The 23,651-nt window shown below is 34.6% G+C and carries 33 protein-coding genes and 1 pseudogene; 8 read left to right on the top strand and 26 right to left on the bottom strand.

Features of this window, described 5'->3' with window-relative positions:
- The 8 genes from FS802_RS20155 to gcvT all read right to left on the bottom strand — a co-directional run bounded on the left by FS802_RS20155 (nt 1) and on the right by gcvT (nt 6,715).
- Entirely contained in the window at nt 1–669 is a 669-nt protein-coding gene (locus tag FS802_RS20155) for an ABC-2 transporter permease (RefSeq protein WP_098653284.1), read from the bottom strand.
- The gene (locus FS802_RS20150) at nt 650–1,522 is read right to left on the bottom strand and encodes an ABC transporter ATP-binding protein (protein WP_098200002.1); all 873 of its coding nucleotides are present in this window, start codon (nt 1,520–1,522) and stop codon (nt 650–652) included. Before FS802_RS20150 ends, FS802_RS20155 begins: the two co-directional genes overlap by 20 nt.
- A 3-nt stretch (nt 1,523–1,525) precedes the next feature.
- Nucleotides 1,526–1,900: a GntR family transcriptional regulator gene (locus FS802_RS20145; protein ID WP_144525397.1), complete on the bottom strand. Its 375-nt coding sequence runs from the start codon at nt 1,898–1,900 to the stop codon at nt 1,526–1,528.
- A gap of 118 nt (nt 1,901–2,018) precedes the next feature.
- Nucleotides 2,019–2,210 (bottom strand): hypothetical protein, encoded by a 192-nt coding sequence (locus FS802_RS20140; protein WP_000535935.1) that lies wholly within the window; start codon nt 2,208–2,210, stop codon nt 2,019–2,021.
- Between the two features lie 70 nt (nt 2,211–2,280).
- Nucleotides 2,281–2,484 (bottom strand): DUF3929 family protein, encoded by a 204-nt coding sequence (locus FS802_RS20135; RefSeq protein WP_000639160.1) that lies wholly within the window; start codon nt 2,482–2,484, stop codon nt 2,281–2,283.
- A gap of 294 nt (nt 2,485–2,778) precedes the next feature.
- Entirely contained in the window at nt 2,779–4,254 is a 1,476-nt protein-coding gene (gene gcvPB, locus FS802_RS20125; RefSeq protein ID WP_000795689.1) for an aminomethyl-transferring glycine dehydrogenase subunit 2, read from the bottom strand.
- Entirely contained in the window at nt 4,251–5,594 is a 1,344-nt protein-coding gene (gcvPA, locus tag FS802_RS20120) for an aminomethyl-transferring glycine dehydrogenase subunit 1 (RefSeq protein WP_000903245.1), read from the bottom strand. Before gcvPA ends, gcvPB begins: the two co-directional genes overlap by 4 nt.
- 20 nt (nt 5,595–5,614) lie before the next feature.
- Nucleotides 5,615–6,715, bottom strand: a complete 1,101-nt coding sequence (gene gcvT, locus FS802_RS20115) for a glycine cleavage system aminomethyltransferase GcvT (RefSeq protein ID WP_000631766.1) — start codon at nt 6,713–6,715, stop codon at nt 5,615–5,617.
- Between the two features lie 392 nt (nt 6,716–7,107).
- Between gcvT and FS802_RS20110 the strand changes: the two genes are divergently transcribed.
- Together FS802_RS20110 and FS802_RS20105 are read left to right on the top strand one after the other, a co-directional pair.
- Nucleotides 7,108–8,790, top strand: a complete 1,683-nt coding sequence (locus FS802_RS20110) for a DEAD/DEAH box helicase (protein WP_001100048.1) — start codon at nt 7,108–7,110, stop codon at nt 8,788–8,790.
- Nucleotides 8,777–9,571: a YqhG family protein gene (locus FS802_RS20105; protein WP_001183977.1), complete on the top strand. Its 795-nt coding sequence runs from the start codon at nt 8,777–8,779 to the stop codon at nt 9,569–9,571. Before FS802_RS20110 ends, FS802_RS20105 begins: the two co-directional genes overlap by 14 nt.
- A 36-nt stretch (nt 9,572–9,607) precedes the next feature.
- Here FS802_RS20105 and FS802_RS31710 read toward each other — a convergent pair whose 3' ends face one another.
- Complete coding sequence (locus tag FS802_RS31710) at nt 9,608–9,739, bottom strand: hypothetical protein (RefSeq protein WP_000064661.1); 132 nt, start codon at nt 9,737–9,739, stop codon at nt 9,608–9,610.
- 97 nt (nt 9,740–9,836) lie between these two features.
- Nucleotides 9,837–10,064, bottom strand: a complete 228-nt coding sequence (locus tag FS802_RS20100; protein WP_000032702.1) for a hypothetical protein — start codon at nt 10,062–10,064, stop codon at nt 9,837–9,839.
- A 73-nt stretch (nt 10,065–10,137) separates the two neighbouring features.
- Here FS802_RS20100 and FS802_RS20095 point away from each other — a divergent pair.
- Both FS802_RS20095 and FS802_RS20090 read left to right on the top strand, forming a co-directional pair.
- Nucleotides 10,138–10,255 (top strand): annotated as a pseudogene (locus FS802_RS20095) (GTP pyrophosphokinase).
- Between the two features lie 140 nt (nt 10,256–10,395).
- Nucleotides 10,396–11,028, top strand: a complete 633-nt coding sequence (locus tag FS802_RS20090) for a VC0807 family protein (protein ID WP_098653280.1) — start codon at nt 10,396–10,398, stop codon at nt 11,026–11,028.
- 67 nt (nt 11,029–11,095) lie between these two features.
- On the opposite strand, the gene FS802_RS20085 is transcribed toward FS802_RS20090, so the two are convergent.
- The 10 genes from FS802_RS20085 to comGA form a co-directional block, all read right to left on the bottom strand.
- Nucleotides 11,096–11,296: a YqzE family protein gene (locus tag FS802_RS20085; protein WP_000106080.1), complete on the bottom strand. Its 201-nt coding sequence runs from the start codon at nt 11,294–11,296 to the stop codon at nt 11,096–11,098.
- A 38-nt stretch (nt 11,297–11,334) separates the two neighbouring features.
- Complete coding sequence (locus FS802_RS20080) at nt 11,335–11,832, bottom strand: shikimate kinase (RefSeq protein WP_098653279.1); 498 nt, start codon at nt 11,830–11,832, stop codon at nt 11,335–11,337.
- 118 nt (nt 11,833–11,950) lie between these two features.
- Entirely contained in the window at nt 11,951–12,601 is a 651-nt protein-coding gene (locus tag FS802_RS20075) for a 2OG-Fe(II) oxygenase (RefSeq protein ID WP_000183842.1), read from the bottom strand.
- A gap of 174 nt (nt 12,602–12,775) precedes the next feature.
- On the bottom strand, nt 12,776–13,147 hold the full coding sequence (gene comGG / locus FS802_RS20070; RefSeq protein WP_098653278.1) for a competence type IV pilus minor pilin ComGG: 372 nt from the start codon (nt 13,145–13,147) through the stop codon (nt 12,776–12,778).
- The gene (comGF, locus tag FS802_RS20065) at nt 13,144–13,614 is read right to left on the bottom strand and encodes a competence type IV pilus minor pilin ComGF (RefSeq protein WP_000923108.1); all 471 of its coding nucleotides are present in this window, start codon (nt 13,612–13,614) and stop codon (nt 13,144–13,146) included. Before comGF ends, comGG begins: the two co-directional genes overlap by 4 nt.
- Nucleotides 13,584–13,886, bottom strand: a complete 303-nt coding sequence (locus tag FS802_RS20060; protein WP_000829519.1) for a hypothetical protein — start codon at nt 13,884–13,886, stop codon at nt 13,584–13,586. Before FS802_RS20060 ends, comGF begins: the two co-directional genes overlap by 31 nt.
- On the bottom strand, nt 13,879–14,334 hold the full coding sequence (comGD, locus tag FS802_RS20055) for a comG operon protein ComGD (protein WP_000810391.1): 456 nt from the start codon (nt 14,332–14,334) through the stop codon (nt 13,879–13,881). The genes FS802_RS20060 and comGD overlap by 8 nt, the downstream gene beginning before the upstream one ends.
- Nucleotides 14,331–14,630: a competence type IV pilus major pilin ComGC gene (comGC, locus tag FS802_RS20050; RefSeq protein WP_001178693.1), complete on the bottom strand. Its 300-nt coding sequence runs from the start codon at nt 14,628–14,630 to the stop codon at nt 14,331–14,333. The genes comGD and comGC overlap by 4 nt, the downstream gene beginning before the upstream one ends.
- Nucleotides 14,631–14,641: 11 nt before the next feature.
- On the bottom strand, nt 14,642–15,673 hold the full coding sequence (gene comGB / locus FS802_RS20045; protein WP_098653277.1) for a competence type IV pilus assembly protein ComGB: 1,032 nt from the start codon (nt 15,671–15,673) through the stop codon (nt 14,642–14,644).
- Nucleotides 15,666–16,709: a competence protein ComGA gene (gene comGA, locus FS802_RS20040; protein WP_033657726.1), complete on the bottom strand. Its 1,044-nt coding sequence runs from the start codon at nt 16,707–16,709 to the stop codon at nt 15,666–15,668. The genes comGB and comGA overlap by 8 nt, the downstream gene beginning before the upstream one ends.
- A gap of 206 nt (nt 16,710–16,915) precedes the next feature.
- On the opposite strand from comGA, the gene FS802_RS20035 reads away from it, so the two are divergent.
- The 3 genes from FS802_RS20035 to FS802_RS20025 all read left to right on the top strand — a co-directional run bounded on the left by FS802_RS20035 (nt 16,916) and on the right by FS802_RS20025 (nt 19,481).
- Complete coding sequence (locus FS802_RS20035) at nt 16,916–17,611, top strand: helix-turn-helix transcriptional regulator (protein WP_000434122.1); 696 nt, start codon at nt 16,916–16,918, stop codon at nt 17,609–17,611.
- 126 nt (nt 17,612–17,737) lie between these two features.
- Nucleotides 17,738–17,980 carry a DUF2626 domain-containing protein gene (locus FS802_RS20030; RefSeq protein ID WP_000440714.1) on the top strand — a complete coding sequence of 81 codons (243 nt, stop codon included), beginning with the start codon at nt 17,738–17,740 and terminating at the stop codon, nt 17,978–17,980.
- A 106-nt stretch (nt 17,981–18,086) separates the two neighbouring features.
- Nucleotides 18,087–19,481 (top strand): L-cystine transporter, encoded by a 1,395-nt coding sequence (locus FS802_RS20025; RefSeq protein ID WP_001094342.1) that lies wholly within the window; start codon nt 18,087–18,089, stop codon nt 19,479–19,481.
- A gap of 233 nt (nt 19,482–19,714) precedes the next feature.
- Here the strand turns inward: FS802_RS20025 and FS802_RS20020 are convergent, their stop codons facing one another.
- Both FS802_RS20020 and FS802_RS20015 read right to left on the bottom strand, forming a co-directional pair.
- Nucleotides 19,715–20,122, bottom strand: a complete 408-nt coding sequence (locus FS802_RS20020; RefSeq protein WP_098653276.1) for a hypothetical protein — start codon at nt 20,120–20,122, stop codon at nt 19,715–19,717.
- Nucleotides 20,123–20,209: 87 nt separating this feature from the next.
- Nucleotides 20,210–20,425 carry a DUF3912 family protein gene (locus FS802_RS20015; RefSeq protein WP_001008334.1) on the bottom strand — a complete coding sequence of 72 codons (216 nt, stop codon included), beginning with the start codon at nt 20,423–20,425 and terminating at the stop codon, nt 20,210–20,212.
- A 254-nt stretch (nt 20,426–20,679) separates the two neighbouring features.
- Here FS802_RS20015 and FS802_RS20010 point away from each other — a divergent pair, with 254 nt between their 5' ends.
- Nucleotides 20,680–20,991, top strand: a complete 312-nt coding sequence (locus tag FS802_RS20010) for a hypothetical protein (RefSeq protein WP_001093232.1) — start codon at nt 20,680–20,682, stop codon at nt 20,989–20,991.
- Between the two features lie 38 nt (nt 20,992–21,029).
- Here FS802_RS20010 and FS802_RS20005 read toward each other — a convergent pair whose 3' ends face one another.
- From FS802_RS20005 to murG, 4 genes are all read right to left on the bottom strand, one after another.
- Nucleotides 21,030–21,518, bottom strand: coding sequence for a hypothetical protein (locus tag FS802_RS20005; RefSeq protein ID WP_000764275.1), 489 nt, complete (start codon nt 21,516–21,518; stop codon nt 21,030–21,032).
- 79 nt (nt 21,519–21,597) lie between these two features.
- Nucleotides 21,598–21,972, bottom strand: a complete 375-nt coding sequence (locus FS802_RS20000; protein WP_001012498.1) for a nucleoside 2-deoxyribosyltransferase — start codon at nt 21,970–21,972, stop codon at nt 21,598–21,600.
- Between the two features lie 95 nt (nt 21,973–22,067).
- Nucleotides 22,068–22,328, bottom strand: a complete 261-nt coding sequence (locus tag FS802_RS19995) for a DUF3966 domain-containing protein (protein ID WP_000817963.1) — start codon at nt 22,326–22,328, stop codon at nt 22,068–22,070.
- Nucleotides 22,329–22,575: 247 nt separating this feature from the next.
- Nucleotides 22,576–23,634, bottom strand: a complete 1,059-nt coding sequence (gene murG, locus FS802_RS19985) for an undecaprenyldiphospho-muramoylpentapeptide beta-N-acetylglucosaminyltransferase (protein WP_098653275.1) — start codon at nt 23,632–23,634, stop codon at nt 22,576–22,578.
- Nucleotides 23,635–23,651 lie beyond the last annotated feature (17 nt).

Below are 23,651 nucleotides of genomic sequence, written 5' to 3'. Positions count from 1 at the left end.
CTATAAATCACGTGCTTCATAAATTTTAATTGTAAGAAACATAGAAACGATATAAATACTAACTAATGTAATGAATCCAACTATAAATACACCAATATGCATAGGATTCATAATCCACTCAATGAATGAAGGTGTTGTTTCATTCAGCCCATCACTAATAAACATCCAAAAAATTACACCGACTCCCATTGACGCTGCTGATACTATACTTCTTACTACCTTCGATTTTGTACCGTAATAACTAGGGAAAAGTATCACAACAAAAAATACGGCGTAAACAGCTCCATTTATTACTTCATACCATGGAATTTCAATGTATAGATTAGGATGATAGGCACCGATATCACCAATGACCACAATACCTCTTACAAGAAAAACAACTAACATCGTAGAGAGTATGCCACCAACAATAAATATTGCACTGGAAACATATCTAGCAATTATGATATCCTTTCGGCTTACCGGTAAACTATTTATAATAATGTCACTGTTATTCCTTTCATCCATAAAAATTAACGTCATAACGGAGGAAAGGGTTATAAATAGACAACTCATCGGAAATAAAAATTCACCACTTGGCTCTAACATAAAAAACAAAAGGGGCATAACAAAATTTACTAACCACATCACCCGAAAAAAGAACAAATCCTTATAAATGAGCTGACGCATAGGCACCTCTCCCTTTCGCAGTGTAAACGATAATATCATCTAATGTAGGCTTTTCTAGTACAACCTCATTTCCAAACCAATCGACAATTGCTTGTTTATCCTTCGCTAAACCTTCGAAACCGAACTTATTTTTTCTTAATCCCACAAATAGCTCTTTTCCTTCTCGGTCTAATAAATCGTTACTTCCTTTTACGATTACGTAGTTCTCCATTAATTCATCTTTCTCACCAGTAAATATAATTTCGCCATCGTTGATAAACGTAATATAATCTGCGATGCGCTCTAAATCTGTTGTAATGTGCGTTGAGAATAATACGGATACTTCATCTTCCATTACAATTTCTTGCAACATATCAAGTAATTCACTTCGAACAACTGGATCTAACCCTGCTGTCGGTTCATCCATAATGATAAACTCTGCGTGATGTGAAAGTGCGATAGCAATCGCAAATTTCATTTTCATCCCTTTTGATAATTCTTTAATTTTTTTATACTTCGGAACTTGCAATCGATGCATATACGATTGATACTGCTCTTCGTCCCACTTTTTATATAGCGGTGCAATAATACGTTTCATTTGTTCACACGTTAAATCTTCGTAGTAATGATTTTCATCATATACAAAACCGATATTTTGTTTTATTTCCTTCTCGGCTTTTTTATTGTCCTTGCCAAAAATTTTTATATCACCGCTATCTTTTCTAATTAAATTCATAATCATTTTGATCGTCGTACTTTTCCCTGCTCCATTCGGTCCGACAAATCCCATAATATATCCGCGTGGTAACGTAAAACTTATATTTTTCACTGCAAAATCTTGATAACTTTTACAAACGTTCTTTAGCTCTAACATCTCTTATTCCCCCTCATATAAACACGCAATCATCTGCTGTAAATCTTCAAGTGAAAGCTGCAACGCTTTACTTTCATTCACAATCTCTTCCGCTTTACTTTCCAATAGACGAAGCCTTTGTTCTTTTAGTATCTCATTATTTTCACGTGAAACATAAGTCCCCTTCCCAGCAACAGTTTCTATATATCCTTCTTTTTCAAGCTCCTCGTACGCACGCTTCGTTGTAATTACACTAACTTGTAATTCCTTCGCTAAGCTACGAATAGACGGTAATTGGTCTCCACCCTTTAAACCACCATTTAAAATAAGCTGGCTTAATTGTTTTCTTATTTGCACATAAATAGGGTCTTGGGAAGAATTCGAAATAATAATATTCATGTTTTCCTCCAGTGTGTGTATATACTGTGTATACCTTATATATACAGTATATACACACCATCCTATTTTTGGCAAGAAAAAAAGACCAACATTTTCCTGTTGGTCTTTCGTATATGTATCACTTTTCAAAGCGATCTAACATCTCATCTCTCATTCCAAAACTCACTACCGCAATTCCTACATACATAAACAGAAGGAATGCCGGATGAACTGTATTGTACCAAGTGCTATCAACAATTAAATAAATCGTTAATGCTACAACAAGAACAAACGCTAAGATAAACATATAAAAGTGTCTTGTACTACCCATAATAAACTCCTCTCTTCTCTCGTCACCATTCAACAGTATATTGTATCGAATAATTCGATATGACTCAAGGTTAACTTTCTGTTATGTAATCAAGTTCCACCTTTACAATGTCCTCACATGCTATTGAAATGATTGTTCCTTGCTTATCAATTGCCGTCACTTCTCTATTATCCATTACACGATGTGCTACTCTTTCTAGTACTTTTCCTTGATCTCGATAACAAAATTCTTTTACATCTTTAATCGTTTTTCCGTTTTCTAAATGGTATATCATTCTATAACACCGATATCCCACATTTTCACCCCCAGCTTGCTCGTTTTTTCACATATACATAAAAATGAGTCATTCCTATCTCATTACATCTTCTTAATTTCAATAAAATTCTAACAAAAATAAATACTTTTATCAAACCGACTTTTTCAACAAAATCACCTATGAAACTGCTTCTTTACACCATTATGAAACAAAAAATATAAACTTTTAACATTTTCTTCACTAATTCTGCACAAATTCTCCATACAAAAAAAAAGAACCCGCATATAGCGAGTTCTTCCTTTGTTATGCTAATCAAACTTGTACAGGAGCTAACTTTTCATAACGTAAAACTGGTTTACGAGCAGCCAATGTTTCATCCAAACGTTTAATTACCGTTGTATGTGGCGCTTCTTGTACAACTTCTGGATTTTCTTCTACTTCTTTAGCAATTTGAATCATCTTATCAATAAAACCGTCTAATGTTTCTTTTGATTCTGTTTCTGTCGGCTCAATCATAATACATTCTTCCACATTTAATGGGAAGTAAATTGTTGGTGGATGGTAACCGAAATCAAGCAGGCGTTTTGCGATATCTAATGTACGTACACCAAGTTTCTTTTGACGACGACCTGATAATACAAACTCATGCTTACAATGTCTATCGAACGGAAGATCATAGAATGGTGCTAATCTTCTCATCATATAGTTCGCATTTAATACCGCATACTCCGTTACTGCACGTAGTCCATCTGGACCCATAGAACGAATGTATGTGTATGCACGAACGTTAATTCCGAAGTTACCATAGAATGGTTTTACGCGCCCAATTGCTTCTGGACGATCATAGTTAAAGTGATAGCCATTTTCTGTTTTCTCTAAAATTGGTTTTGGTAAGTACGGAATTAAATCTGCTTTCACACCTACTGGACCAGAACCTGGGCCACCGCCGCCGTGAGGACCTGTAAATGTTTTATGAAGGTTTAAATGCACAACGTCAAATCCCATATCTCCTGGGCGCGCTTGGCTTAATACCGCATTTAAGTTTGCACCATCATAGTATAATTTACCGCCTGCGTTATGGACGATTTCTGCCATTTCTAAAATATTTTCTTCGAATAGACCTAATGTATTAGGATTTGTTAACATAAGTGCTGCTGTTTCTTCGTTTACAACACGTTTTAAATCTTCTAAGTCAACAAGACCATGTTCATTTGATTTTACTGTAATTGTTTCAAAACCAGCTACAGTTGCAGATGCTGGATTCGTGCCGTGAGCAGAGTCAGGAACAATTACTTTCGTACGGTTAAAGTCACCATTTGCTTCATGGTATGCACGAATTAACATTAAGCCTGTCCATTCTCCGTGTGCACCAGCTGCTGGTTGTAATGTAACAGTATCCATACCTGTAATTTCAATTAAATGCTCTTGTAAGTCGTACATTAATTCCATTGCACCTTGTACTGTCTTTTCATCTTGTAATGGATGAATATTTGCAAATCCTGCGAAACGAGCTACATTCTCATTAATTTTCGGATTATATTTCATCGTACAAGATCCAAGTGGATAGAATCCAGAATCTACACCGTGGTTACGGTTTGAAAGTGCTGTATAGTGGCGCATAATGTCAAGTTCAGATACTTCTGGTAGCTCAGCATCTTCTACTCGAATATAATCGCTCTCAAACACATCTTCTAGTTTCACTTCTTCTACATCTAATTTTGGTAGGCTATATCCTATGCGTCCTTCTTTACTCACTTCAAAGATAAGTGCTTGGTCTTGGTTCTTCATTGGATAGCCCCCATTTCGTTTACAAGTGTGTCAATTTCCTCTTTTGTACGAAGCTCAGTTACTGCTACAAGCATATGGTTTTCATGCTCTTTATAATCACGGCCTAGATCGTAACCGCCGATAATATTCTTTTGTAATAATGCATCGTTTACTTCTTTCACTGGACGCTTGCAATCTACAACAAACTCATTGAAGAATGGTCCAGCAAATGTAACTGTGAAGCCTTGCGCTTCAAATTGACGTTTTGCATATTGTGCTTTAGAAATATTTTGACGTGCCATTTCTTTCACACCTTGTTTACCAAGTGCCGTCATTGCAACTGATGCTGCTAATGCATTTAACGCTTGATTTGAACAAATGTTAGACGTCGCTTTGTCACGGCGAATATGCTGTTCACGTGCTTGTAACGTTAATACAAACCCACGTTTACCATCTGAATCTACAGTTTGTCCAACAAGACGTCCTGGAATTTTACGCATAAATGCTTTCGTTGTTGCAAAGTAACCACAGTGTGGTCCACCAAACTGCGTTGGAATACCAAATGGTTGTGCATCACCGATTACAATATCAGCACCAAATTTTCCTGGTGGTGTTAATGCGCCTAATGATAATGGATTTGAAGAAACGATAAATAATGATTTTTGTTGATGAACGATTTTTTCAATATCAGCTAATTTTTCAACTTGTCCGAAGAAGTTTGGATATTGAACGATTACACAAGCAACTGTATCATCTACTTCACTTTGTAATACGTCTAAATCTGTTACACCATCTTTATGATTAATTTCAACAACTTCAAGATGTTGACCTTTTGCATACGTTTCAAGTACTGCTCTTGATTCTGGATGAACTGCGCTAGATACAAGAATTTTCTTTTTACGAGTATGGCCAGCTGCTAGCATTGCCGCTTCAGCTAAAGCTGTACCTCCGTCGTACATAGAAGAGTTTGCTACATCCATTCCTGTTAATTCACAAATCATTGTTTGGAATTCAAAGATTGCTTGTAATTCCCCTTGTGAAATTTCTGGTTGGTATGGCGTGTAAGCTGTATAAAATTCTGAGCGAGAGATAACGTGATCTACAATTACTGGAGCGTAATGATCATATACGCCTGCTCCTAAGAAAGAAGCGTACTCTTTTAAGTTAGCATTTTTACTAGCCATTTGAGTCAACTCTTTTAACAGCTCTGGCTCTGATTTTGCTTCTTTAATTTTTAAATCCCCTTTAAAACGAACACTCTCTGGAATATCAGAGAATAACTCATCGATCGTTTGAACGCCGATCGTTTGTAACATTTCTTTTTTGTCTTCTTCTGTCATTGGAAGATAACGATGCAACATGAAATCTACCCCTCTCCCCGTTACTTTGAACGTTTATAAAATGGTGTTGGAACAACTACTGCTTTGACGCGTTTATTACGAATTTCAATTTCTACTTCTGTATCAACTGCTGCGTATTTTACATCAATTAGTGCTAAACCAATGCTTTTCTTTAACGTTGGAGATTGTGTACCACTCGTTACTTCCCCGATTTTTTCTTCTCCAATAAATACAGGGTAATGTGTACGAGGAATTCCACGTTCGATTACTTCGATGCCGACTAACTTACGAGGCGCACCGTTTTCTTTTTGCTCTTTTAACGTTTCTTTTCCAAAGAAGTCTGCTTCTTTATTTGGTTTTACCGCAAAGCCAATGCCAGCTTCAATCGGTGTAATATCTTTTGATAATTCTTGACCATAAAGTGGTAATGTTGCTTCGAAGCGAAGTGTATCACGAGCACCTAAACCACATGCTTTTAAGCCTTCTTCTGCTCCAACTTCAAGAAGTTTCTCCCAAAGTTTTGCAGCATCTTCACTCTTACAGTAAATTTCAAATCCATCTTCACCTGTGTAACCTGTACGAGATACAAGTGCTGGAATTCCATCTACAAGAATATCGTTTTTAAATTTAAAGAACTTAATTTCTTTCAAATCTTCTGACACAACTTTTTGTAAAATGCCTTCTGCTTTTGGACCTTGAATTGCAAGCTGTGCAACTTCACTAGAAACATTGACTACTGTCGCATCGCCAATTACATGGCTAGCTAACCATTCGTAATCTTTCTCGATATTTGATGCATTGATTACTAATAAATAGTCTTCTTCACCACGTTTGTAGATTAATAAATCATCTACTGTACCACCATTTTCGTAGCACATAGCTGTATATTGTGCGCCTCCTACCTTTAAAGTAGAAACGTCATTTGTAACAACACGTTGTAAAAATGCTAAACTATCTACACCTTTTACCTCAACTTCTCCCATATGAGACACATCGAACAAACCTGCAGCCGTACGTACAGCTTCATGTTCTTCTTTAATGCTTGAAAATTGAACTGGTAATTCCCAACCACCGAAGTCGATTGTTTTTCCACCATACTTCGCGTATACATCAAATAACGGTGTACGTTGTAATGTAATCATGCTCTCTCCCCCTTATGCTTTGACAAATCAATAAAAGTTGCTCGCCATACCTAAACATTTTCACTCTGAAAAGATAGGATATACGGAATCTCATTATATTTTTTTATGAAAGCGTAAATAAAAAATCACTTTCTTGGATAAAATACGAAAGATTCCACACATTTCACACCATTATCCTAACATTATTCGCTATATTTCATCAATATTCTAGCATAAAAAATAATTTAGAATTTTTCATTCTTAATCTTATTAAATACAACTTTCAAAATTCAGCCCTTTATCTTTGCCTATTCTTTAACTTTCAGTATGTGTAATAGCGCCTTATTACAAGGCTTATATAATAAAGATTTTTTTAATAATTACTTTAGTTTATAAAAGGTGGGAGAGTCGTAATGAATGTCGATATTTCCGTAGATCGAACGTGGCAAAACAATTTTTTAAATAGAATTAATGAAGATGGTCCTTGGACAAATTGGGATTTATATCATTTAGCTTATAAAACAGAAAAATCGTTACTTGTTCCTACTTTCGATGGATTACAAGCACCGAAACATTTATCTCATTTCACACCACTTCCTCATCAATTAGAAGTCGCTCAAAATGTCATTGAACAAATGAATGGTAAAGCGATACTAGCAGATGAAGTGGGACTTGGGAAAACGATTGAAGCTGGGCTTATTTTAAAAGAATATATGGTCCGCGGCCTTGTGAAAAAAGTACTTATACTCGTCCCTGCCTCTCTCGTATCACAATGGGCATACGAATTAAATACAAAGTTTTTTATTCCAGCTGTAGCCCAAAAGAAAAGCTACTCGTGGGAACAAGCGGATGTGATTGTATCATCAATTGATACTGCAAAACGTTCACCGCATCGCGATATCGTTTTGAACCTAGAATATGACCTTATTATTATCGATGAAGCACATAAACTTAAAAATAATAAAACAAAAAACTATGAATTTGCACAACGATTAAAAAAGAAATTTTGTTTATTATTAACCGCTACGCCTGTTCAAAATAAGATTGATGAAATTTTCAACCTCGTTTCTTTATTAAAGCCAGGACATTTAGGCAATCAATCCAACTTTGAAGAATATTACGCTTCAAAAAATCGTTCCGCCGAATCTGATGAAGATTTAAAAGCTCTTATTAACAAAGTGATGGTCCGAAATCGACGTCATAATACCGGAATTGATTGGCCAAAGAGACATGTACGTACAATTTTTGTTGAGTTTAATGAAGAAGAGCAAGCTTTGTATAATGGTATTGAAAATTGGCGAGGACAAGATGCCTTCACATCTGCTTTCTCATCGTTAACTTTAAAACGGGAAGCGTGTAGTAGTCGTGAAGCTGTTTACTACTCATTAAAAAAACATGTGGAAAAAAGGCAGAAAGAAAATGAGCATTACATAAAGGACCCACATATTGATGTGCTAATGGACAAAATTAATCATATTCCTTTCAACTCAAAAGCGAATAAAGCTCTTGAGCTTATAAAAGAAATTGACGATAAAGTCATTATCTTCACTGAATATAGAGCTTCACAAATGTATTTACAATGGTTTTTACAACAACACGGTATTTCTTCCGTTCCATTCCGCGGCGGGTTTAAACGCGGGAAGAAAGATTGGATGAAGGAGCTTTTCCAAAACCACGCACAAGTATTAATTGCAACGGAAGCTGGTGGCGAAGGGATTAACTTACAGTTTTGTAGCCATATGATCAATTATGACTTGCCATGGAATCCAATGCGTCTTGAACAAAGAATCGGACGTATTCACCGTCTTGGTCAAAAGAATGATGTTCATATTTATAACTTAGCTACAAAACATACTGTTGAAGAACATATTTTGAAACTGTTATATGAAAAAATCAATTTATTTGAGCGTGTTATCGGCGAGCTTGATGAAATTTTAACGAGAATTAATATGAAAAACATCGACGCGCATATTCAAGAAATCTTTGCGCAGTCAAAAAGCGAAGGAGAAATCCGAATTAAGATGGAAAACTTAACATCTATTATCGACTTCGCGAAACGAAATGAAGCTGAGGTGCAAGGCTATGCAGCAACATGAAATTCATAATTACTTATACAATTTTTTTGAGGCGAATAACTGCGAAATTTTAAAGCGCTCCCCTCATCTATTAGATGTGCAGTTAACAATTGAGATGGATAAATTATTAATGAACCGTCCTTTTTATTGGCACTATCTTGAGAAAACAGGAGGCGTACCGAATCCGATGCGCCTTACTCTTCTTACAAATCCAGAAAGTGAAGAAAACGATGGTGAGCTTATTCACTACGGTTCACCACGTCTTCATCAAATTTTCCAAACGACAAAAGAATTAGGCTCTTACATACGTTTATATGAGGAAGTACGGCATAGCGGGGCAACGCATACACCGCTCCATCCTTGGCTCGGTGTAAATATAAAGGTTTCCTATCAATGTGATCGAAAAAAAGACATCCTTCACTCCATTGGGATTCATCTCATTTCTGGCACAATGATTGCAAACTTTCATGAAACATTAGCTAAAATTAAACTTACACCGAAAATACCTGACTTTTGTTTTACGCTCTCGCCTATCATTAAACCGCAAAGCGGTTTACAACGTATAGAGGATGCTTTAAAGAATATTATTGCAGAAGATGACCATACGTGGGCGAAAGAAGCAAGAGTGCGCTGGAATCACGATTTAGACCTTTTAAATCGTTTTTATGAAGAGAGTGATGAACTTCCCGAAAGCTATGAAATTGAAAAGCAAGCCTTGCAAGAACAATATGAACCCCGCATTACAGTGCAAATTATTAACGGCGGACTCTTTTATGTTACTGCGAATCATTTTCTTTCTTAAAAAGCCCCTTCTGTTTTAGAAGGAGCTTTTTTTGAGTTATCCTCTATCGCCATTACGCTCTTGTTGTTTTTGCTTTGCCATACGTTTTTGATGCGCACGATCCTTTGCGCTCACATGATTAGCATCAGTTGGAAGATTTTCTTTTGAACGACCAATTCCATTGCTCATCTTTATCACTCCTTTTTATATCTTTCAAAATACATCCTTATTTTCAGCTAGAGATACAATCCTTATACAAAAAAATAAGAGCAGCCATTGGCTACTCTTACTCACTCACGTATTTTTGAAACATATCATGGATGCCTTTATTTACTAGGTTCGAGATCTGCTCGTCAGATTTATTCGGATAACGATCACGCAATCTGATAGATGCCTTCACCATTAAATTTTCTAATACAGAACGGCCACCTTCTCCATAAATAATTTCAGCATACTTAACAAGCCTTCCATCCTCTACTGTTGCTGGATTATGATTGAAGAAAAATTTACTCATTGTCTCCACCTCTCTATTTTGATAACGTTTACATTTATATAGATTATTTATGTTATTTATTTCACAATATTGTATGCATGTATATTTAATTAGTTTCATTATAAAGCAACATATCGATAGTAAATATGTGATTTTCCGTCCATTTTGTGAACAAACCAAAAAATGAAAGCGTTTCCTTTATTATATACTAAAAAAACTTACTACGCTAGGGGCAATTTTTTTAATCTACTAATCCCTCAAAAATTAATATATTTTTTCTTTTCCCATTAAACCTTATACAATTTTCAGAAATTATATTATAAAATATATGTATGACTTAAGGAGGATTTATATGAATCAAAATAAAAAAGCTATATTAGATCTTGTCTTTTATCTCGTAATCCCATTCCTCATTTGGAAATTTGCAAAACCTTATATCGATCCTTATTACGCGATGTTACTTTCCTCTGTTCCAGGGATTATTTATACACTGTATACCTTTAAAAAAGAAAAACAGTTTAACGTGACAGGGTTCTTTATTTTAATTACACTCATTTCTAATACAACATTAGACCTATTATCTGGATCAGCTGAACGAATGTTGTGGAACGATGCGTATTATCACATCGTACTCGGTATTATCGTCATATGTACAATTTTTATAAAAAAACCACTTATGTTATATTTCGCAGCAGATATTGCCGCATTGCAAGGCCATGACCGTGATAAAAGTCGTGAACTGTATCGTGATAGTCGTATCTATCCAGCACTACAATATTTAACGCTATTTTTCGGGCTACAATTTATATTAAAAAGCTTCTTAAAAATTTATTTCATCTCTGTTTTCGGTGTAGATGGCTATGGTGAAATGAGAGCGATTATGACCGCTGTTGGGTGGGGCATTTCCATTTGTATCGGAATTGGATTTGTTTGGGTAAACAATAAAATACATGCTGTTACAGAAGAAAAAGAATCTGTACAGTAAATGAAAATCCCCTAGTAGCATCATACTACTAGGGGATTTTCATTTTGCTACACATATTACGAAATCGTTAACTTGATTTTTTTCTTTTATCTTTTACGTTTCGATAAAACAAAGCAGCACTTAGCGGCATAACACCAAACCACTTATTCATAAATGGCTCTTTTTCAGCACGGCGTTGTTCTTTCTTTTGTTTACGATCTTCTTTTGGAGCATCCATATACGACACAAACTGCTGTGTCACAAAGCGAACATAATCATTAGTAGACATATTATCATCACCTCTACTTGATTAGTATGTCCACTTTTTTATTCATTAATCTTTTCTTTTAATTCATTCATAATTTGCTTTACAGACTTATTCGTCGTATCGATATGAATATGAGCCTCTTCATAATAAGCTTGGCGCGATTCAAATTTTGCCACAAATGCCTCTATATCTTTCTTCTGAAATAGTGGACGCGTCGTATCTTCACGGAGTCTTTCTGCAATTACATGTGGATCACAATATAAATACACGACAGTTCCATTTTCCTTCATCCACTTTCGGTTTTCCTCTCGCTCGATGATTCCACCACCAGTTGTAATAATTACATTACAACTGGGTAGTGAACGTAACATTTCACTTTCATATTCCCGAAAAGCGATTTCGCCTTCTTCGGCAAAAATATCACGAATTGCCTTCTCCTGATTCTCTTCAATTTTTTGGTCTGTATCGACAACATCCATATGAAGTTCTTTACTTAACGCTTTTCCAATTGTTGTTTTCCCAGCTCCCATATAACCGGTTATGTATATAGATTTCATGTTCGTTCCTCTCAATCATCCGTTATTATTTTTTATTATAACGAAAGATTTCATTATTTAATAAAAAAACGTTTTGTTCTCCTTATACAATGAAGAACAAAACGTTATATACACGCTTTTACTTATAAGCGCCTCTTCTCACCCACTGTGTTGCAATCCATTTCTCACCTTTCGTTACAGGTGCCCCTCCATGTAACGTAAGCTCATTTAATGATTGGTCTTGATAAAAATACTCAAAGTATACTGCCATTCCCTTTCTAGGGTGCACAGAAAGATTTAATTTCGGAAAGAACGTTTCTCCGCCTTCTTCTACATCATTTAAGTACATGACAAGCGTACTAATACGATTATTAGCAGCTGATCTACTATGTTCCGCAAAATAATCATAGTGCGCTTTATATTGTTGATCCACTTCATAATTTAAAATGTGTAATCCCTCTCCATGCGACACAGGAACATTCATGATAGATGAAATTCGTTTTTCAATCTTCGCAGTAAGTTCATTATCGTCCAAAAATGCACCACTACTCGTTCGAATATCATTTACATCACGTGATGAACCAACTTTAGAACGCTTCATTTTACTTTTAGACAATTCAATCAATTCGTCGCATTCTTCATCACTTAATACATTTCCTAACACGACAATAAGAGGTTCTTCGAATTTTGAAATAATGTGTATTTCCCTATCTTCTGTCATAATTGCATTTCCTTTATGATCAAAAATGGTTTGTTCCTTATTTTCACCTATTTGATTGTTATTTGTCATTTCCCTATTCTCCCTAAAAAAATATGTTTGGATAGCTTGAATATATCATATTCTTTCTACCTTTCTCTTTTTTGAGAAAATTTAAACTTTAAATTGTTTTATTTATCCATTTCCTTTCAAAAACAACCTATTACAAAATGAGAAATTATGGTTTTCATCCGTATATTTCACAGACTATCCTTCTATCCAATCGAATATTTTCTCATCCTTTTTTCTATACCGAAAGCTTACTTTATAGAAAACTTCTTGTTTTATTTTGCACTGCAACGAAACGAGAATATCATCGTTTTCAAAGACGTAATTTCCACTTGCTTCGCCTTTTTCATATTGAAAGAAAAAAGTATCTTCCTTTTCTTTTTGCTGTAAGTCTTTTTTTATATTTGTAATTGATCGATTTAGTAGTTCTTCCAGTACAAACTTTTGCTCTATTTCAATATAAAATTTTTTATCTATAAGCAACATATTCGTTTCGTATACAAAGAACGAAGTTAATAATACAAGAAAAATGATTGTTCCTGGCATCGTAAATCCATCTTGTTTTCTCATATATTTATTTCCATTTCGCTATATCTGACAGCTACACCTTCATATATTTTCCCACTCATATCTTTCACATTTATAAAGAGCAAATGAGGTGTTACTTCATACGAAACCATTTCAACATTTTGTAATATAACTTCTCTTCCGCGCATATTCACTTTTCTTATAAGATGATTATTCAATTTTTCATACGTCACTTCATCTCCAGTGCGAAGACGGAAGCGCAAAAGATTATCTTTATTTTCAGGGACTATTTTTTCTACAAAAGATACTTCACGAAACTCTAACTGTACTTGTCCTATAAACACATCCCATTCCCAATTATTTAATCCTTTTGATTGGTTGTTTTCTATTCCAATAAAATTCAAACGTGGTAAGAGTAAAAAGAACAGTGATAACAGAAAAAAACATACGATCATTTCTATTAATGTAAACCCAACTTCTAATTTATTTTTTCTCCTGCATAAAAGCATTGTTCCATCATTCTTCCTTTCACATCTTTCCACATAGCACAAACTTCATTTCCTCCCCAATATGTGTAATATACATTTCCGTTTACGACTTTTTCTTGCGGTCGTTTCGCCCCATTCTCATACATATATAAAGCTGCTTCCCTTTTTAATAATACAAATGCTTTATAACGAATTTGTATGTTTTTTCGTTCTTGCATAACCAATACTGTTTGCGGAAGTAGTAAAGATACTGTCATCATTACTATACTTAATGCTACAAGCATCTCAGCCATCACTGACCCTTTTTGACATTTCACGATACGTAAATCTTCCTCTCCCAAGCTGAAATACAATCTCATATTTATAACTTCGATACGAAAGTAAAATAGTGCCACCTCTATTAATATTTCCACTCGGATTATATGTCATCGGATTTGGAAAAGTATTCAAATCAATTTGTATATCGCTATCATATTCTCTTTTAATGATAGTAAGATTCTCACTTAGCTCCCCTATATAATACGTATGTCTATCTTTATACCATCGTAATGTATAGTGTTTTTGACGGTTTATCGCTAATTGTTGCATATACAAAATATCGTTTGAAAACTGTCTTAAAAATTGTTCCACTTTTTGTTTTTCATGTAATGAATGTACGTTAAAATACGTGACCATACTTAGTACAGAAATTGCAAATAGAACGAGTAGCATTTCTAAAAGAGTAAAACCTTTTTGTTTCACAGTTTCCCAGTTGTTACTGTGCCATCATTTGAAATATGAATGGATTCACCATTCGGACACTCATCAGCTGTAATATATTTTTCATCCCTTAGCTCTTTTAGCGAAGGAATTTTATTATGTTGTAAATGGTATGCTTGTATTTGAGCTTCTATAGATTTCACATAGGCTTTACATCCTTTTCCTTCGACGGATGAACGCTGTGTAACTACATTCGGAATAATTAATAGTAATAATACAGTTATGACGACCATAACTAATAACATTTCTAAAAGGGTAAACCCTTCTTCATTCTGCATGTAAATACCTCCTAAATAGAATTCATCATTTGAAACATTGGCATAATCATTGCTAAATACATAAGAACGACTATTCCTCCAATACACGTAAATAAAATTGGTTGAATGATCACTAACATACGTTTAACTTTTTGCTCCATTTTTTCCATAATAAGATCGCTATAGTCACCTAATTCAATCGCCAAATTACCGTTTGCTTGTCCATGCGTAATAATATAAGAAAGTTCTTCCTCATAATATCCGCTTTTAGCAATAATAGATTGCAACGGTTCTCCCGCAATTAATTGACGCTCAATTCGGCCCGCTTCATATTGAAAAAACGGATGATAATGTTGCTCCATCATTATTGTTAGAGCCTCAAGTACTGATAGTCCGCCGTGTAATAAACCGCTCAATTGAGTGGCGAAATAATGTGAATGCTTTAAAATAAGAAATTTTTTTACGAGGGGGATACAAAGCTTAATTTTTACCTGCTTCATATGCGGGAGTTTTTGAAAGTAAAATATATATACACTACAGCCAATCATAACGATAAAAATAGTGCTAAAAATAAGATAGGGTAGTAGCTTAATTGCACTTAATATTTGTTCTGTAAATAACGGTGCTGTGGTACCAAACGAACTATATACCATGTCAACCTGTGGTAATAAAATGCGATTAAAAATCAAAATCATGATTAGTAAAAAGAGCGCCAAAAACATAGGATACTGCATTATTTTCATCATATCTTTCCTATACTTATCCTTTTTATAAAGAAGTGCGCTCCCTTGTTGCAATGCAAAAGAAATATCACCATGTTTCTCGGCATAAAATAAATAACTTAACATCTCCTGATGAAACTTTAATTGATGAAAAGAATCGTGTAGACTTTTTCCATCTTTTAATCCATCAATCATGCGCTGCAATTGTACTTTCTTTTCTAAAGGTAATTGAAACCGTAAAAATTCTAATGCCTGCAAAAGGGAGTATCCTTTTTCTAATAGTTCTCCCAATCGTTTCAGCAATACGACTTGATCACTTAAACTCCATATCTCCTTAAACATAAACATCCTCTTCTAAAAATCCTAAAGCGTATCCTTTTCGTATCAAAGATTCTAATGTTTCATGCTTGTATGTGACACATTCCCCGTTTGCTTCTTTAATCGCTTGTTTTAACTCATATCCATATAACAACTCATAAATACTCGCTTGTCTTACCTCCCTCATTGATTTACATAAAATTGAGCACTTTCTTTGGCAAAACGGACACTTCAATTCGACAAGTCGCTGTGCAGCTATAGCCAATAAAGATTGTTCAATCTCTTGCCTCGTTATACCGAAATCCATAAATCGGAGTATCGCCCCTTTCGCATCACTAGTATGCAGTGTCGTCATTACTAAATGTCCAGTCAAACTTGCTCTTATAGCGATTTTCGCTGTTTCTTCATCACGAATTTCACCGACTAAAATAATATCTGGATCATGACGTAAAATGGCCTTTAGTCCCGCCTCATATGTGATACCTGCTTTTTCATTTATTTGAATTTGTAATACATCGTCATTTCTTTTTTCAACTGGATCTTCAAGTGTAACGATGCGACGTGTTTTCTTTTTTTTAATTACCTCTAATAATGCATACATTGTTGTTGTCTTCCCCGAACCAGTCGGTCCAGTAAATACGAGTAACCCATGTGAATAGTGTAAAAAAGAGAGTAGTTTTTTCGCTGTACTTGGAAATAACGAAAGATGAGATAACGGCTGAATAGATGCTTGTAAATGAAGACGAATAACGAGACTTTCTTGGTATACGGTTGGAAGCGTGGAAAGGCGTAAATACACTTCTTGTCCATCCATTTGTAAATACAGCGAACCATTTTGTGGCTTCCGTCTCTCCCCTATATCCATGGATGCTAAAAATTTAAAGTGTGAAACAAGCTTTTCTCCAAATTCCTTTTCGATACAGTGTTTCGTCATTAAATCTTTTCCTATACGCAGTTGAACCGCTACATCCTTCTTCCGGGGCACAATATGTAAATCCGAAGCTTGTACCCTGCACGCCTCTTTCAAAATCGTATTCGCAAAAATTTCAATTCCATTCATCATTTTTTCCCTCCCCACTATGTATATAGCATGAAAAAACAGATAAGAAAAATCGACATTTTTGTATTTTCACCAGAGGAAAAAGGAAAAATATGTTTGTGAAATTATGAACAATTTCCGAATTATTGTCTGAAATTACCTATATGGAAGTTTATCTGTATTATAATGTTATTATCTTGGATAAAGTGATAAAGGTGGAGATCCTCATGGAACAAGCTTTAAAAATTACAGGCGTATTATCTGACCCAACTCGTTATTACATTTATAAATATATTTCTCAAAAACATAGTTACGTAACTGTACAAGAAATTGCAGATGAGTTTGACATTCATCCAAACGTAGCACGTTTACATTTATCTAAATTAGAAGATGTTCATATGCTGAAATCGGAAACGAAAAAAACTGGAAAAGGCGGAAGACCAAGCAGATTATATGTATTATCTGAAGATGTGATTCAATTACAATTTCCATTCCGCGATTATCAATTGTTAGCAAGAATAGCATTTAATTCTTTACTTAGTCTTGGCGCCGCTGGTGAAAAAGCGCTATACGAAACAGGAAAACAATTCGGGGCCGAGTTAATGCAACAACATATGCAGCGTTTACATGTGAATGAAGATGCTTTAACAGTAGAGCAAAAAGTCCAAATTGCAAAAGAAGCTTTCTCAACAGCTGGTTTATCACCTGCATTTGAATTAAGTGCAGATGGAACGAAAATTTTCTACGATGTACACAATTGTCCATTTAAAGAGGTTGCTGTTCATCACCCAACTGAAATTTGTAATATGCACGGAGATATGATGAAAGGGATTTTTGAAATCCTATTCCCTAACACGGAATTAACACGAAATGATAGTCTACTAGATGGATGTAAATCTTGTAATTACAAACTAACAATTTAATTTTCTCATATAAAAAGAAGCCAATTATAATTGGCTTCTTTTTATATGAACGAATATTTACAATAGTAAGAAAAATAAACTATAATGAGGTGAGGTTTACTTTTTTTAGAAAAGGAGGGAGATGGCATGGAGCGCATGTTTCGCGTTCTCGGCTTTTGGACTGGAATTTTCTCGGTTATGTTTTACGTAGGGGATATGCATTCGACCGCACTACTATTTTTAGGACAAACAGGTTTCTTCGTACTTTTAAGCTATTTAAATTTAACAGAGCGTATGTATATATACGTATTCGGGGCATATTTAACTGTTTTCTTCATAGGATTTACATACTACACGACGTTTTTACTTGTCCCTGGAGCTGGACATTAAAGATGGCATTTTGCCATCTTTTTTTTAATTCCGCAATTCCCTAGTTGACTTATAGGTTTTATTACCTTATATTCTATATAACAGATTGGAATTAGGGGGAATCAACATGAATACACTGCTTGTCGGAATTAACGTTGCAGTCATGCTCATCTTAGTTGGCGTATTATATTATATGCAACGTAAGCATGTATCTTTTAATAAACGTGTATTTACTGCTTTAGGAGTCGGAATTATATTCGGTCTTATATTACAATTTATTTATGAGCCAACTTCTAAAGTAATTATTGAATCAAATACTTGGTTTAGCTTGATCGGTAACGGTTATGTGAAATTACTTCAAATGATCGTTATGCCACTTATTTTAGTATCTATTATTTCCGCATTTACAAAATTACAGTTAACGAAAAACCTTGGTAAAATTAGTGGTCTTATTATCGGAATTTTAATTCTTACTACAGGAATCGCTGCAGCTGTCGGTATTGCTGCAAGTGCAGGATTTGATGTATCAGCAACAGGCTTACAACAAGGTGATGCAGAATCCGCTCGTCTGAAGTTAGTTGAAGAAAGATTTACTTCTATTGAAAAAACAACAATTCCAGATAAATTATTAGAGCTGTTGCCTACAAATCCGTTTCTTGATTTAACAGGTGCTCGTCCAACATCAACAATTTCTGTTGTAATATTTGCAGCCTTTATCGGTATCGCCTTTATAGGGGTAAAACGAAAATATCCAGAACAAGCAGAACTATTTAAGAAAATGCTTGATGCTGTATATGCAATCGTAATGCGTATGGTAACATTAATTTTACGTCTTACTCCATACGGCGTATTAGCTCTTATGGCAAAAACAGTTGCTGGTAGCGACATTAATGCTATTTTAAAACTTGGTAACTTCGTGTTAGCGTCTTACGTGGCACTTATCTTAATGTTCGTTATCCACTTATTATTAATTGCTCTATCTGGTTTAAATCCAATTCAATATTTAAAAAAGGTGTTCCCTGTATTAACATTTGCATTCACATCTCGCTCTAGTGCTGGTGCAATGCCATTAAATATTGAAGCGCAAAAAGAAAAGCTTGGTATTTCCGAAGGGATTGCAAACTTCGCAGCATCATTTGGAGTATCTATCGGACAAAACGGTTGCGCAGGTATTTATCCAGCAATGCTTGCAATGATGGTCGCTCCAACTGTAGGAATCGATCCATTACAACCACAATTTATTTTAACTTTAATCGCTGTCGTTGCTATTAGCTCATTCGGTGTTGCCGGTGTTGGTGGCGGTGCAACATTCGCAGCGTTAATCGTACTATCTACAATGAACTTACCAATCGGTATTGTCGCTCTTGTTATCTCAGTTGAACCATTAATCGATATGGGTCGTACAGCTCTTAACGTAAGTGGTTCTATGACAGCAGGTCTTATTTCTAGTAAATGGCTTGGTGAATTAGATCAAGATACGTACAATCAAGATGATACAAAAACTGGTGAAATTGCTTCATAATAAAAAGGACGCTAACAAAAACTGTTAGCGTCCTTTTTTAGTTCTTTTCATCTTCCTCTTTATCTTTTATACATAAGGCATAACATATTGTTTCAAACACTATGTATAAAGCTCTACCAATTACTTCAGCCATGACAAGAACACCACTTATATATCATTACGTATAGATATAACGAAATTATACCATTTTTCATTTTTTTAATAACTATTAATTATAAACTAAAGACTAACTATTATTCCTCATCTGCAAACTGTAAAAACTCTTCCAACCGCTCCTTTAACTCCTCCTCTATCTCACAATAAGATTCATCAACAAGTTCACCACTTAACTTACTTCCCCAAAACCTTATTTGAAGCGGTACTCTTAAAAAATAATTACAACATTCCCAGATAGGAACTGTATAAAATTCAGTCATCTCTCCTTCTTCATCTAATACAGCTATCGAAATGGATGAATAATATCCTGTTTCAAAAGGATCTTCTTTATCTCTGATGAGTTCTATAAATAATTCCATGTTTTTTTCTATGTACAAATGTGAATAATCTTTAAAAAGTTTAAATGATATTCTCTCTATTTCCTTCTCCATACACTGAATTTGCTCTTTTAACTCCAATGTGAAATCTCGTTCTTTATACTTCATTTCCGTCTCCTTACACATAGAAAAAGAGAATACAATAACATATTCTCTTTTCTCAAATATATTTCATTATCTCACAGCCCGTCCTTCTTACAAATAACCATTTTGTTCGCACCATTTATGAAATTGTCCTACGTCTACTCCAACTAACACGATATCCTTTAGCTCTACATCAATGATTTGTTCTCCAATTACAATAGCAAACTGCGATTCTAATTTTGTCTCGCTGTTCTTTACAATTCCAATTCGGTTCCGATGCGGTCCATCTTTTATATATGCTTTTTGTCCTACAATATCAAAGTTCAAGTCTCTCACCTCTTTTATTGCGCTTAAATTTGAAATACGAACTCAAATTCGGAAAATTCCCTTTCCTTGCACTATTTCTCTATATATATGACGAAACAATAAAAGAGTCCTCCCTTCTTTACAATTATTTTTTCTTTGTTTCATTTTTGTGATTGAAACGTAAAGTTTATAATAAAATACACTTGGAAGCGCTTTCTATGTAATTTTTTATGTTATAATATATGAGTAGAACTTCGCAAAGAGGGTTAAAAAAAATGAATACAAAAATGATTAAAAAAGTAATTGACGCATTAAAAGTATATGGCTTTCAGAATGTATCATTCTGTGACAAAACGAAACAATTTTTATTTCATAACGAAATGGATATTATGAGCGGCTATGCAGAAATAACATATAGTAGTCAATTTGAAAAATTCAACGTACAAATTCATCCGATTGAAACACATCACCAAGCAGAGTTACAAGAGGTTGAAAGACATATACAGGCCTGTATAAGAAAAGTGGAATATTTAAACGCACTTCTTAGCGGACAAACAAAACTAGATGACAAAATTATTATAATGTAAAAAAAAGAACGTGAGAATATCACGTTCTTTTTTTTACATTATACGTTCATCTTTTCCTTCAATTGTAATCCTGTAATGGATTCTAACACATCCATTGCTTCTCCAAATGTCATATCAAAAATTGTCTTATCTTCTATGTATGGAAATTGTCTAAAGCGTTTTTCTAACATTTTCACGGCGTCCGACGTAAAGTGTACACTATCAATGCCAAATTCTGTTTCAAGAAGAACAATCCAATCTAACACATGAAAACCTAATCCATTTACGAATGAAATAAGTTTTTCTTCTGGCTGTGAAGATAAGAATACGTGTCGTTCCATCTCATCGAAAAGTTCTTCACCTAAAACTTCTGCTAATTCATCATCATGTTCGCGTTCAATAATCTCTTCATATCCGTAATCATCCACAAGCTCTTCTACTTCTTCACTATCCTCACAAAGCAATTGACTAAGAACGGCCTCTTTCTTAAATTCACTATTTTGTACGACTTCTAAAAAGCTCGTTTCCCATCCATTTTCTAATTTCATATTATATACTCCTTTATATACGTTTCTTATCATCACTGTACCCAAAAGATCACTTTTATAACCTTTTAGGTCATTACTATTATTTCACATGATTCATAACATGAGATGCAAATTCAGTTGCATCTCCTTCAAAAATATTTATTTCTGGCAAATGATAGAACGTTGTTTGAAGCGGGTTTCTTTCATGATATACATATATCTTTTTCTCTAGCGCAATCGCCATTCCAAACTCTGTATGGCTCCCGTTTCCGCCATCTAATATAAGTAAAAAGACATCCGCTTCTTTAATAGCATTCTTTTCTGCCTGACCAATTTCTCTTAATTGATCTTGATTCACTGCTCTTTCGTTTCTTGTCCAATCATATGTATGGTGCCATCCTGCATGTTTCAGTTCATTTGCTATAGAACGTACAAGATGTTTATTTTGGAATCCTGAGGCGACATAAAAATTCATTTATATACACTCCTTCATTATGTACGGGAAACTCCTTTTAGCGTTAATTGCTATAAACATAATAAAGAACGACTTCAAAAAAAAAATCCCCATCTTTAAAACTTATTTGCGTTTAAATGATGGGATTCTTCATGCTCTTCTTTTATTTTCTTCTTTTTATAACTTTCATCAGCTAACATTTCTAGTTCAGCTGTTATTTCTGATTTTTCAAGCTCTCTTTCTTGCGAAAATTTCCTTGAAATATAAACAATAACACTACCAACGTACAACACAAAGCATATAATAAGTGCAGTATTTTCATAGAGACTTAGCTCCAACACAGTCACTCCTAATCCATTCGTATTTTCACGCTTCATTAATTGGAATTTCCCTACTAATCCATTTGTTACCCCGCATTAACGGGCAGTAAAACCCCCACCTCAAAATTCAGCAAAAATAAAGAAGTTAGGTGTGGGATTAACTACCCGTAAAAGCCCGATTGGTTCAACTAATAATCAGTGGGGGATTAACCCCTCCCCACTGATTAAAGTTTCACTTTATTGTAACATAAAAATATCAATCCTTGGAATCTTTCATCCTACTAAAAAAGACATGATTGTTTCATCATGCCTCTGAAATATGTTGAATGATTGTTTGAATTGCTTCTTTTCCATTATATTTTTTTAGTGCTGTTTTATACATCTCATTATTTTGATTTAATTCTTCGACATGCTTTATAAGTGATTTCACAGTCACATCTTCTTCATACACTACGGAAGCATATCCTTGTCTTTCAAAAGACTCTGCATTTAGTATTTGATCTCCACGACTTGCAAATTTCGATAGCGGAATTAAAACCATCGGCTTTTGCAATGTTAAAAACTCAAAAATTGCATTAGAGCCCGCACGTGAAATAACAAAGTCTGTTATCGCTAATATGTCTGGCAGTTCCCCATGTATATATTCAAATTGTTTATATCCTTCTTTATTTTGTAAGCTTTCATCAAGATTACCTTTTCCGCAAAGATGAACAATTTGATATTTTTTCAGAAGTTCTGGTAACGCTTCTCGAACCGTTTCATTAATTTTCTTTGCGCCCAAACTTCCTCCCATAATTGTAATAACTGGCTTTTTACGTGAAAAACCTAAAAACGCTAAACCTTTTTCACGATTTCCCTTTAGCACTTCTTCACGTACAGGAGATCCTGTATAGATTACTTTTTCTTTCGGTAAATGTTTCGCAGCTTCTTCAAATGTAACAAATATTTTCGAAGCAAAACGGAGCGCAATTTTGTTTGCTAGTCCTGGCGTCATATCAGATTCATGTAATAAAACAGGGACTCTATTTAGCCAGCCTCCAATTACGACTGGTACAGATACGAAACCACCTTTTGAAAAAATCACATCCGGTTTTAGTTTTCGAATCCTTACATACGCATCCATAACACCCTTCATTACAAGAAAAGGATCTTTTATATTTTTTAAATCAAAATAACGACGTAGCTTGCCGCTTGCAATACTATAATACGGAATGCCTTCCTTTTCTATAATCGTTTTCTCAATTCCTTGATGAGAACCAATATAAGAAATATCCCAATTCTGTTCTTGTAAATGTGGAATGATGGCTAAATTAGGTGTTACATGACCTGCCGAACCGCCACCTGTAAAGACTATTTTCTTCATACGTCTCCCCCTTCTAC

The organism is Bacillus sp. DE0042 (assembly GCF_007680225.1).
Lineage (GTDB): Bacteria > Bacillota > Bacilli > Bacillales > Bacillaceae_G > Bacillus_A > Bacillus_A wiedmannii.
This window is presented reverse-complemented; position numbering and strand designations above follow the sequence as displayed.